This window comes from Marichromatium bheemlicum, assembly GCF_012276755.1.
GTDB classification, from domain to species: domain Bacteria; phylum Pseudomonadota; class Gammaproteobacteria; order Chromatiales; family Chromatiaceae; genus Marichromatium; species Marichromatium bheemlicum.
Genome location: NZ_JAAXKX010000004.1, coordinates 81,488 through 93,404, shown reverse-complemented (window position 1 = coordinate 93,404; position 11,917 = coordinate 81,488). Strand labels below are relative to the sequence as shown.

The window sequence follows — 11,917 nt, the reverse complement described above, 5'->3', positions numbered from 1 at the left end:
TGCTACGAGCCTCTTTCGGGTCGATGTCTTGGGTGTGTCGTCTGGGGCGCGGGTGAGGGGTGAGCCGATGGCAGGCATCGGACCCGGTCCGTCGAATTCCGAGCGACAAGGTCAACCGAAGTATACGGGTGTGGGGACGCGGACGTCTCGTCGGTCACGCAAGGTCCCGTCCAAACGACCGGTCTCGATATGGAGAGTTCCCCTTTGATACAACAGATGCGCCTCAACGATCCCGCCGCCTATGGTCGCGGCAGTGAACCCGAGATCCTCGCCGAGCTGCTCGACCCGGCAGGGCAGGAGGTCCTCGAACTCGGCTGCGGTGCGGCCTGGATGACACGGCTGCTGGTCGAGCGTTTCGGTGCGCGGCGGGTGGTGGCCACCGAGGTCGATCGCGCCCAGCTGGCGCGCAATCGTGCCCTCGACCTGCCGGCCGCAATCGAGCTGCGCGAGGGTGGGGCGCAGGCCATCGCCGATCCCGACGAGCGCTATGCACAGGTGTTCATGTTCAAGTCGCTGCATCACGTGCCGCCGGCGTTGATGGCGTGCGCGCTGCGCGAGATCCACCGGGTGCTGGTGCCGGGCGGTGCGCTCTATGTCTCCGAGCCGGTCTACTGGGGCCCCTTCGCCGAGTTGACCGGGCTGATCCACGACGAGCGCACGGCGCGTACGGCGGCCTTCGCCGCACTCCAGGGCGCGGTCGAGGCCGGGTACTTTCGCTGCGAGCGCGAGGTCTTCTACCAGGCCGAGGGTGCTTATCCCGACTGGGAGTGCTTCGCCGCGCGCTTCATTGATGTCAGCCATCGCGATGCCTCCTTGCCGCCGGGGCGCCGTGCCGCGATCCGTGCCGCCTTCGAGCGCCACCTGACCCCGAGTGGTGCGCACTTTCTCAAACCGCATCGCGTCGACGTGCTGCGCAAGCCGGGTTAGCGACGGTATTCAGGCCGCCTCTGCGGCGCGCATCAGCACCGTCTTGGCCTCGTTGATCTTGGCGGCGAGATAGGCCGAGCCACCGCGATCCGGGTGCATACGCTGGATCAGTCGCCGGTGGGCGGCGCGGATCGCGGCATTGTCGGCGTCTGCACCAACCCCGAGGATGGCGCAGGCCTCGTCACGGCTCATGCGGGTGCTCTGCGGTGGCTGCGGGGCACTGCTGCGCGGTTCGGTCTCTTGCCGGGCGCGGGGGCGTTCACTGAAACGCTGGCCGCGCTCACGACCGAGATAGACCTCGAGTGCTTCGGCCGAGTCGGCGTCGCTGGCGCAACCGCCGGCGAGTAGTTCGAGTAGTGCCTCGGTGGTGATCGAGCCCAGACGCTGGCCGCGCAACGGACCGAGCAGGACCTCGCCGTCGATGTGCCCGGAGAGATGGTCGATCTCGAGTCGGACCCAGCGGGTGGTCATGCGCGATTCGTAGGGGCCCTGATAGCGCGCCCGGGTATTCTCGCGATTGAACTCGCGCACCCACATCGCGGTGGCACCGGCCACTGCGCTCGGCATCAGGATGAAGTTGACCACCGGCACCATCCCGAGCCCGGCGGCGGCGGCGCCGAAGCCGAGGCTGAGTCCGCGCTCGCCGCGCAGCCGTGCCCGCATCTCGCGAAACTTCAGCCCGTGGTTGCCCATCGGGTAGTCGCTGTACTGCACCGCGAGGATCCAGGCGGTGTAGAGAAACCACAGCAGCGGCCCGACCACCGGCACGAACAACAGCACCAGGAAGGGGATGGCCAGGGCCAGGGCGTAGACCACCTTCACCAGCTCCTCGAACAGGGTCGGGAGCAACTCCTTGAGGAGTTTGCCGACCCCGCCGCTGTCCTGCAGCGGTCGACCGGTGAGCAGCAGCTCGACTTTCTCGGCGAGCAGGTTGTTGAACGGCGAGGCGATCAGGTTGGCGACCAGGTTGAAGGTGTAGAACACCACCACCAGCAACAGCAGCGCGAACACCGGCCAGAGGATCCAGTCGAGCCAGCCGAGCCAGCTCGGGATTTGGGCCTCGATCAGTTCGAGGAAGGTGGCGAACTCGCGGACCCCGAGATAGATCGCCAGCGAGAAGACGAGGATGTTGACCGCCAGCGGGATCAGCACGAAGCGTCTGAGCCCGGGACGGGTGATCAGCCGGACGCCTTGCAACAGGTATCCGGCACCGAGCATGGGTTTGGCGACCATAAGTGGCATCTGACGTCGTTAGCGAAGGGGCGCTCGGCGTGTGAGCAGCGCCCGAGGGTTAACGGGACTCGACCGTCCGGATGAGGACGGGGTCGGTGGATGCGCCCGCCGGTGGCGGCGACGCGCATCCGCAGCAGTATACTCAGCCGAAGACCACGACGCAGTGCACAAAACGCACGGGAGGTGGACGATGCTCGCCGAGCATCCGGCGCGTCACTGGCATGCATTGGCCGATGGCCGGGTCGAGTGCCTGCTCTGTCCGCACCGCTGTCGACTCACCGAGGGTCAGCGTGGACGCTGCTACGTGCGCGTCTGTCATGCGGGTGCGTTGGTACTGAGCGGTGCCACCCAACCACTCGGTTGTTCTCCCGACCCGATCGAGAAGAAGCCACTCAACCACTTCTTGCCAGGGTCGTTGACCTATTCCTTCGGCACCGCCGGCTGCAATCTCGCGTGTCGCTATTGTCAGAACTGGGAGATGAGCCGGTCGCGGGCCTCGAGCGCGAGCGCTGGGCCGCCGATCGCTGCGGCCCAGATCGCCGCTGCGGCCCGGGCGGCTGGTTGTCGGTCGGTGGCCTTCACCTACAACGATCCGGTGGTGTTCCATGAGTACGCGCTCGAGTGTGCCGCGGCCGCGCACGCGGCGGGGCTGTATACGGTGGCGGTGAGCGCCGGTTATGTGCTGCCCGCTCCGCGCGCCGAGTTCTATGCCGCGATCGATGCGGCCAACATCGACCTCAAGGCCTTCGACGACCGCTTCTACCGGCAACTCTGTGGCGCCCGGCTGGCGCCGGTGCTCGAGACCCTGGAGTATCTGGTGCACGAGACCGCAGTCTGGGTCGAGGTCACCACCCTGGTGATCCCCGGCGAGAACGACGATCCGCGGCGCCTGCATGCGCTGAGTGCCTGGATCGCCGGTCACCTCGGCTGCGAGGTACCGTTGCACCTGAGCGCCTTTCATCCTGCGCATCGGTTGCGCGAGCATGCCGCGACCCCGCCCTCGACCCTGATCAGGGCGCGCGAGATCGCCCGGGCCAACGGGTTGCGCCATGTCTATCTCGGCAACCTGCGGCTCGAGGGCGGGGGGGATACCTGGTGTCGCGGGTGTGGTGCCCGGGTGATCGCGCGTGCCGGTCATCGGTTGGTACACCTTGGCCTCGACGAGGCCGGATGCTGTCCGTATTGCGCGACCCGCTGTCGCGGGCTCTTCACCTCCGCGCCGCGCGTCTGAGCACGCCCCTTGGATCGCCGTCTCCGCATGCCTATCTAGTGGCTTGCGCCGGTGTCGTCCCCATGGTCGGCGCCTCTCGATCGATCTGTCGCGGGACGCGGGCCGCCGGCCCCCTTGGTGGAAGATCCCATGGAGCAGCAGCCGCCCTTGCGCATCCTCTTGCTGGAGGATGCCACCCGTGAACCACTGGTCCTCGATGCCTACCTCGCGGGGGTGTCGCACCAGCTCGAACGCCGTCGTCTCGACGACCCTGAGTCGCTCGCTGTCCTCGGCGCCGGGGACTGTGACCTGATCCTGTGCGATGGTCGTGGCGGTCAGCCGCCCGATCTTCCCCCCCTGCTGGCGCTGGCGTGCCCGGTGTTGCTGCTTACCGCCGTCGACGAGCGCGGCGCCACGCCACGCCATCTGGGCTGGCAGGCGCTGCCTGGCGACCTGTTCGACCACCTGGCGCGGATGGCCGCACCTGCGCCGCTGCACGAGGATGACGAGCACCTGCGCCTGGAGCGTGTCGTCGCCAGTGTCCCGGGGGTGATCTATGCCTATCGGCTCGATGCCGAGGCGTTGCCGTGGATCACCTTCATCACCTCGACGGCGCGTCAGGTACTGGGGTTTCGCAGGGCCGCGCTGATCGCCGATGGGCGCCGCTTCATCGCACAGATCCATCCCCAGGACCTGCCGCGGGTGATCGCCCACCATCGTCACTGCGAGCGCACGCTGGCGCGTCGTCATGACCAGTACCGTTACCTCCATCCGCGGCTCGGCGAGCGTTGGCTCGAGGCCTGGTCGGTGCCGGCGCGCGAGCCCGGCGGCGGGGTGCTCTGGCACGGCTATCTGCACGACATCACCGAGCGCAAGCGCGCCGAGATCGCGCTCGAAGACGAGCAGCGGCGTCTGAGTGCACTGATCGAGGCGATCCCCGACCAGGTGTGGTTAAAGGACCTGGAGGGGCGCTACCTGGCTTGTAACCTGTCGTTTGCCCACTGTCTCGGGCTCGACAAGGCCGACATCCTCGGTCGCGACGACCATCAACTGCTCCCGACGAGACTCGCCGAGGGGGTGGTGCGGCGCGACCGCGAGGTCCGCGACCAGGGCGCGGCGATCCGCTACGAGGCCTGGATCGAGTGCGCCGCGGGTCGGCGGGTGCGGATGCAGACGATCAACACCCCGATCCGCGATGCCACTGGCGAGCTGACCGGGGTGCTCGGTGTCGGGCGTGATGTCACCTCCGCCCACGAGGCCCAGCGTGCGCTCTACGAGAGCGAGAAGCGCTATCGTGATTTGGTCGAGCATGCCAACAGCGCCATCATCCGGCTCGGGCACGATGGTCATATCGAATTCGTCAATCCCTATGCCGAGCGCTTCTTCGGCTATGCCGCCGAGACCTTGATCGGTGCCCCCTTCACGGTGTTGATGGCCGCGCCGCACGACAGCCTCAGTGTCGAGCTGGGCAGGTTGCTCGAGTGCGGTGTCGGACACCTCAACCGCGTCGATCAGAATCGCTGCGCCGATGGTCGGCAGGTGTGGGTGAACTGGACCAACAAGCCGGTGTTCGATGCCGATGGCGCGCTGCTCGAGGTGCTCGCCATTGGTAACGACATTACCGAACTCAAGCGGACCGAGTCGGCGCTGCGCGAGAGCGATCAACGCTTTCGCGCGCTGTTCGAGAACATGCATGTCGGCTTCGCCCTGCACGAGGTGATCGCCGATGCGGCGGGGCAGGCGATCGACTACCGCTTCCTCGCCGTCAATCCGGCCTATACCCGGTTGACCGGCTTCTCGCAGGAGCAGGTCATCGGCCGCTGTATCAGCGAGGTGATTCCGGGGATCGACGAGGACCCCATCGACTGGATCGGTCGCTATGGCCGGGTGGCGCTCACCGGCGAGCCGATCCGCTTCGAGACCTATGCGGTCTATTTCGAGCGCTGGTTCAATCTCATCGCCTATTCGCCGACCCGGGGGCAGTTCGCCGTCCTGGTCGAGGATATCAGTGAGCGCAAACGCATCGAGGCCGAGCTCGACAGCCGTCGGCGCGACCTCGAGGCCCAGGTACGGGCGCGTACCGCCGAGCTGGAGACGGCCAAGCGCGCTGCCGAGAGCGCCAGTCAGGCCAAGAGCCTGTTCCTAGCCAACATGAGCCATGAGATCCGTACCCCGATGAATGCCATCGTCGGGTTGACCGAGCTGCTGCGGCGCGAACAGTCCGACCCCAGACTGCGCGATCGGGTCGAGCGTATCAATGAGGCGGCGCATCACCTGATGGAGCTGATCGACGACATCCTCGACCTCTCGCGGATCGAGGCCGGTAAGCTGACGATCAACCGTGCGCCCTTAGCCCTTGCCGATCTCTTCGATCAGTCCATCGCCCAGCTCGAGAGTCGGGCGCAGGAAAAAGGGGTGGTGGTTCGCCGCGAGATCGATCCACAGATCCCGCTGGCGCTGATCGGCGATGTGCTGCGGGTTCGCCAGATCCTGCTCAATTTCCTCGGTAACGCGCTGAAGTTCACCGAGCGTGGCGAGGTCGTGGTCAGCGCACAGCTCGTCGGCGGCGAGGACGAACGCATCCGGGTGCGGTTGGCGGTACGCGATACCGGTATCGGACTCGACGCGACGCAGCAGGCACGTATCTTCGAGCTCTTCGAGCAGGTCGATGGTTCACCGACGCGTCGCTATGGCGGTGCCGGGCTGGGGCTGGGGATCAGCCGGCGGTTGACGCTGCTGCTCGGCGGTGAGATCGGGGTCGAGAGCGAACTGGGGGTCGGCAGTACCTTTTGGGTGGAGTTGCCGTTCCAGATCGCCGAGCAGCCCTTGCCGGTGGTGGCCAAGCGGCCCCGTGCGCTGCTCGATGCCCCCGAGCGGTTGCGGGGGGCCAAGGTGCTGGTGGTGGAGGACAACGCGGTCAATCAGGACGTTGCCCGCGACATCCTCGCCGGGTTCGGGGTCGAGGTCTGGGTCGCCGGCGATGGTGCCGAGGCGCTGGCGCGTGCCGCCGAGACCTGCTTCGAGCTGGTGTTGATGGATATCCAGATGCCGGTGCTCGACGGGCTCGAGGCGACGCGCCGGCTCCGGCGCCTGCCCGGGTATGCGCAGACCCCGATCTTGGCGATGACGGCCAATGTCTTCGAGGAGGATCAGCGCCGGAGCCAGGCGGCGGGGATGAACGGCCATCTGGCCAAGCCGATCGATCCCGATGCACTGTATGCGGCCATCGTCGAGTGGCTCGAACCCCGCGCCGGGGAGAAGGCGATCCCGGGGGTCGATCTCGAGCAGGGATTGAGGCTTGTTGGTGGTCAGCGCGAGGCACTGCTCGCGGCCCTGGGGCGCTTTGTCGAGGCACACGGTGCCGATGCCGCGCGGTTGCGTGCACTGCTCGGCACGGAGCGTGTCGGCGATGGCCAGCTGGCGGCACGCCATGCCCGGGCCCTGGTGGAGGTGGCCGAGAGGCTGGGGTTGGTGCGGGTGCGCGAGGCGGCTGCGGCATTGGTCGAGGTGCTTGCTGCGGCGCGTGATCATGGTGCCGCGCTGACCGGGCTCGAGCGGGCGTTATACGAGGTTTGTGATGGGCTGCACACGCTGGCCGCGCACGCCGGCGCCGGTGATGATAGCGTGTCCCCCGAACCCGAACCCGAACCCGAACCCGAACCCGAACCCGAACCCGAACCCGAACCCGATATTGATGTCGGTGTCGAGCGACTGATCGATTGGGAGACCTTGCGTGAGAAGTTCGGTGGTCGGGACGCGTTTATCCAGCGCCTGCTCGGCGCCATGTCGGAGGCACACGCACGGACCCCGGCGCAGCTCCGTGAGGCGAGCGCCCTTACCGATTACGAGCGCATCGCCACCCTGGCCCATACCCTGGCCGGCAGTGCCGGCAATCTCGAGGCCCAGGGACTGGCGCTGCAGGCGCGCGACCTCGAACGCGCCGCCCGTGCCGCCGCCCCCGAGACCGAGACTCTGGCGCTGCGTCTGGCTGAGATGTTGGCGCGCTTGCTCGAGGAGATCGCGCCCCCATGAGTTGAGCAACGGATCCGCTGGAGGTTGGCATGACCGAGTTGCTAGTGGTCGACGACGAACCCTTGAATCTGGAGATCATCGCCGATTTTCTGCAGTCGTCCGATCGCATCTTCACCTTCGCCCAGGACGGACAGGATGCCTGGGACCGGCTGCAGGCCGAGCCGGCACGCTTCGACCTGCTGATCCTCGATCGCCGGATGCCACGGATGGATGGTATCGAGCTGCTCGAGCGCGTGGTCCGGGACGCGCGCTTCGAGGATCTGCCGGTGATCATGCAGACGGTGGCCAGTTCTCCCGAGGAGGTCGCCCAGGGGCTCTCGGCCGGGGCCTGGTACTACCTGGCCAAGCCCTATCAGGCCGAGGCGTTGCAGCGTATCGTCAACGCCGCGCTCCTCGATCGTCGCAATCGACATGCACTTCGACAGCTACGGCGCGAGATCTCGAGCGCCTGGGGGCTGTTGCACGAAGGACGCTTTCGTTTCCGAGAGCCGGATCAGGCCTCGCTGCTTGCGGTTCAGCTGGCCGACCTCTGTCCACGTTCATCGCTGGTGGCGATGGGGCTCTCGGAGTTGATGATCAACGCCATCGAGCACGGTCTGCTCGGTATCGGCTACGCGGAGAAGGGGCGGCTGTTGGCGCAGGAGGCGCTGCCCGAGGAGATCGCCCGGCGCCTCTCCCGCCCCGAGAACCACGCGCGCTGGGCCGAACTCTGGTTACGCCGTGAGCCCGAGCAGATCTGCTTCACCGTCTGTGACCACGGCGCGGGGTTCGATTGGGAGCCCTATCTTGAGCTTGCCCCGGAACGCGCCTTCCACCATCACGGTCGCGGCATCGCCATGGCACGCCAGCTCGCCTTCAGTGCGATCGAGTACCAGGGGCGCGGCAATATCGTCCAGGCCTGGGTGAGTCTGAGCGACGCGGCGGAGGCCGATGATGGTTGAGCGTCAGCAGTCGAGGTGGTGAGTATGCGTCGAGCATTGGTCGTCGAGGATGACCTCTCCATCGGTCCGCTATTGGTTCAGTTGATCCGTAAGCTCTGGCCGCTGGCGACGGTCGAGCACTGTGTCGATGGGCGCTCGGCGCTCGAGGCTTGGCGTCGTGGCGACGGGGCCGATCTGGTGCTACTCGACTGGGGGCTACCCGATACCACGGGCACGGCGTTGCTGAAGACGATCCGGGCCAGCGGCCACAAGACGGTGTGTGTGATGGTCTCGGGGCATGCCGATCGCGACCGTATCATCGAGGCCAGGCGTTTCCAGGCCGATGCCTATATCGTCAAGCCGTTTCGGGCCGCCGAGGTGATGGCGCGGCTGCGCGAGGTCGTCGACGAGACCGAGGCGGCCCCGGCGCCGAGCGCCCCGGCCACCCTGCCCGAGTTTGTGGCGCACATGCTCGAGCACGAGCCGCTGTGCGTCCCGCTCGATCCGGCGCTGGCCGAGGCGCTCGAGGGGTTGGTACAGCTCGAGGCAGAGGCGCGGACCCACCTGATCCGGCGCTGCCAGTTCGAGCCGGCGCTGATCGGTCCACTGCTGGGGCTGGCCAACAGCTCCCCCTATAACGATGGTTCGGTGCTGATCGAGACGCCGGTGCGGGCGATCGAGCGGGTGGGGGCGGCGAGATTGGTCAATATTGCCGTCACCATCGCGCTCTATCCCGGTAGTGCGCTCGGTGTCGAGGTGCTCGTCGAGCACGAGCGCCGGTTGCGTCAGGAGGCGCTGGCGCTGGTGCGCTTGCTCAATGTCCTCGGGCGGGCGCTGCAGGTCGATGTCGCCGGGTGTCGCGCCGCGATGATGCTCGCACGACTCGGCGAGCTGGCGCTGCTGGTGCTGCAGCAACGCTGGGTCGATCTGGGGGGGCGGCTCGAAGCGAGCGACTGCGAACGGTTGCTGGCCACGCAGGCGGCCGCGACCAGTCATCAGCTCAAGGTCCAGTGGGGGATCCCCACCGCCCTCCAGGCACGTATCGGCGCGCTCTACCAGCTTCCCAGCGGGACCGTACATCGTGATGCCATCCTGATGCGTATCGCCGGATTACTCCATCACGGTAGCGATGATGACGAGGTCGGGCGCTTACTGGCGCGTCTCGGGATCCGGCAGGCGGCCGCGGCGCTGCGTGCCCAGGCCGCCGCGAGCGCTGACTGAGCCTCAGTCGCGACGGCACCCCGAGGCCAATCGGGCGTTGTCGATCAGGGCCTGCTCGACACGCTGGTTGACGCTGCCGGTGGGATAAGCGCCATGCGCATCGCGTATCCCGGCCGGGGTGTCGGTGAGTAAGGCGATGGCCTGGTCGATGTCGGCGACGGCATGGATGCTGAATGTACCGGCCTCGACCGCCGTGACCAAGGCCTCGGAGAGCATCAGTTGTCTGACGTTGGCCGTCGGGATCAGCACCCCCTGTTCACCATCCAGGCCACGCGCCTGACACAGCGCGAAGAAGCCCTCGATCTTCTCGTTCACTCCCCCGATGGCCTGAATGGCACCGTACTGGTCGATCGATCCGGTGATCGCCAGCGATTGCCGGATCGGTAGTCCGGAGAGCGCCGAGAGTAGGGCGCAGAGTTCGGCGGCCGAGGCGCTGTCGCCGTCGACCGGGCCGTAGGACTGCTCGAACACCAGGCTGGCGGTCAGCGAGAGCGGGTGGTGGCGGGCATAACGTCCGGCGATGAAGCCCGAGAGGATCATCACCCCCTTGGAATGGATCGGGCCGCCGAGTTCGACCTCGCGCTCGATATCGATCACGTCTCCATCGCCGGCGCGTGCGCTGGCGCTGATCCGCACCGGATGGCCGAAGCCGTTGGCGCCGAGTTCGACCACCGCCAGACCGTTGACCTGCCCGGGCAGACGCCCGGTGGTGGCGATGCGCAGGGTGTCCTCGAGGATCGCCTCGCGGATGCGGCGACTGATGCGATCGCAGCGGCGCCGTCGCGCGGCGATCGCCTGCTCGACGTCCTCGGCCTCGACGCGCTCGGCGTCACGGGTGGCGGCATGATGATCGGCCTCGTGGACGAGATCGGTGAGTGCGCGCATCTGACCACTGAGGTGGTCGCGCTCGCCGGCGAGGCGGGCACTGTGCTCGATCACCCGGGCGACCGCGCTGTTGCTGAAGTGTCGCAAGCGCGAGGCCTGCACCCAAGTGGCGATCAGTCGTGCCAGCGCATGCTCGTGCGCGGGGTCGCGGGGCATCCGCTCCTCGAACTCGGCGCTGACCTTGAACAGCTCCTCGAACTCGGGGTCGGCCTCGGCGAGCAGGGCGTAGAGGCGATGCTCGCCGAGCAGCACCACCTTGAGCGCCAGAGGGATGGGCTCGGGCTCGAGTGCCACAGTGGTCAGCGGACCGTCACCACCGTCGGGTGGATCGAAGCGGATCTCGCCACTCTGCAGGGCGCGCTTGAGCGTCTCCCAGGCGAAGGGCTGACTGAGCAGTTTCCGCGCTTCGATCACCAGATAACCGCCATTGGCCCGATGCAGGGCACCGGCACGGATCATGGTGAAGTCGGTCTCGAGCGTGCCGAGCACAGCGCGGTGCTCGATGCGTCCGACCAGTTCGCGGGTGCTCGGAAGATCGCATTGGATCACCGGGGCGGCCCTGCCGTGCTGGTGCGAGAGCAAGGCATTGACCCGGTAGCGTTGTTGCCAGGGGGTGGTGTCCTGATGCGGCGGCTGGGGCTTGTCGAGGAAGTGCTCGAAGTGGCCGATCACATCGTCCTCGACCCGGTGCAGATGGGCCAACAGCTCGGGGGAGCTGGGGTGGGCGGTCTCGAACTCGGCAAAGAGGTGTGCGATCGCATCCCGGGCCTGATCGCTGTTGAGGCGGTCGATCTCGGCCTCGCTGTGCCGCTTCCAGCGCGCGACTTGATCGAGCACGCTGTGTAGCTGCTCGCGCAGCTGCTCGATCTCGGTCTCGATGGCGCCGCGCTGCTCGGGGGTGAGCGCGGCGAAGGCATCCGGTGGCATCGCCTTGCCCTCGCGCAGCGGCGCCAGACTCAGTCCCTCTTGGGTGCGCAGCAATGCCACGCCGCGAGCCCGGGCCTGTTGGTCGATCTCTGCGAAGGCCTGCTCCTGGCGCTGCTCGAAGGCGTGTTCGATGGCGCGGACACGGTTGCGGTAGTCGTCGCTCTCGAAGGTGCGGCGCAGCGCCCGCTCCAGATTCTTGATCAGGCGCTCCATGTCCTTGGCCAGTCGCGATGCCTGACCGGGCGCGAGCCGCAGGGCTCGTGGACGGTGGGGATGGTCGAAGTTGTGGACATAGCACCAATCGTGTGCTGGTGCGGTTGTGGCGGCACGATGGCGTAGCTCGCTGAGGACCAGTGCCGATTTGCCGCTGCCGGCCGGGCCGATGGCATAGAGGTTGTAGCCCGGGTGACGGATATCGATGGCGAAACGGATCGCCTCGAGGGCACGATCCTGGCCGACGAAACCGTCGAGTCCCTCGAGTTCGGCGGTAGTGGTAAAGGCCAGCGTTGCCGGATCACAGCGGCGGCGGAGTGCCGTGGCGGGTAGGGCGGTGGTGGACATG

Annotated in this window: 7 protein-coding genes; 5 read left to right on the top strand and 2 right to left on the bottom strand. The window is 67.2% G+C overall.

Features of this window, described 5'->3' with window-relative positions:
• Positions 1-216 precede the first annotated feature (216 nt).
• Positions 217-927: a class I SAM-dependent methyltransferase gene (locus HF203_RS04670; protein ID WP_168667085.1), complete on the top strand. Its 711-nt coding sequence runs from the start codon at positions 217-219 to the stop codon at positions 925-927.
• A gap of 9 nt (positions 928-936) precedes the next feature.
• Here the strand turns inward: HF203_RS04670 and cysZ are convergent, their stop codons facing one another.
• The gene (gene cysZ / locus HF203_RS04665) at positions 937-2,160 is read right to left on the bottom strand and encodes a sulfate transporter CysZ (RefSeq protein WP_168667084.1); all 1,224 of its coding nucleotides are present in this window, start codon (positions 2,158-2,160) and stop codon (positions 937-939) included.
• A gap of 190 nt (positions 2,161-2,350) precedes the next feature.
• Here cysZ and amrS point away from each other — a divergent pair, with 190 nt between their 5' ends.
• The 4 genes from amrS to HF203_RS04645 all read left to right on the top strand — a co-directional run bounded on the left by amrS (position 2,351) and on the right by HF203_RS04645 (position 9,543).
• Complete coding sequence (gene amrS / locus HF203_RS04660) at positions 2,351-3,391, top strand: AmmeMemoRadiSam system radical SAM enzyme (protein WP_168667082.1); 1,041 nt, start codon at positions 2,351-2,353, stop codon at positions 3,389-3,391.
• 129 nt (positions 3,392-3,520) lie between these two features.
• Positions 3,521-7,402, top strand: a complete 3,882-nt coding sequence (locus HF203_RS04655) for a PAS domain S-box protein (protein ID WP_168667080.1) — start codon at positions 3,521-3,523, stop codon at positions 7,400-7,402.
• Between the two features lie 29 nt (positions 7,403-7,431).
• The gene (locus HF203_RS04650) at positions 7,432-8,343 is read left to right on the top strand and encodes a response regulator (protein WP_168667078.1); all 912 of its coding nucleotides are present in this window, start codon (positions 7,432-7,434) and stop codon (positions 8,341-8,343) included.
• A gap of 24 nt (positions 8,344-8,367) precedes the next feature.
• Positions 8,368-9,543 carry a response regulator gene (locus tag HF203_RS04645; protein ID WP_168667076.1) on the top strand — a complete coding sequence of 392 codons (1,176 nt, stop codon included), beginning with the start codon at positions 8,368-8,370 and terminating at the stop codon, positions 9,541-9,543.
• Positions 9,544-9,546: 3 nt separating this feature from the next.
• Here the strand turns inward: HF203_RS04645 and HF203_RS04640 are convergent, their stop codons facing one another.
• Positions 9,547-11,916 (bottom strand): Lon protease family protein, encoded by a 2,370-nt coding sequence (locus HF203_RS04640; RefSeq protein ID WP_168667074.1) that lies wholly within the window; start codon positions 11,914-11,916, stop codon positions 9,547-9,549.
• Position 11,917: the final 1 nt, after the last annotated feature.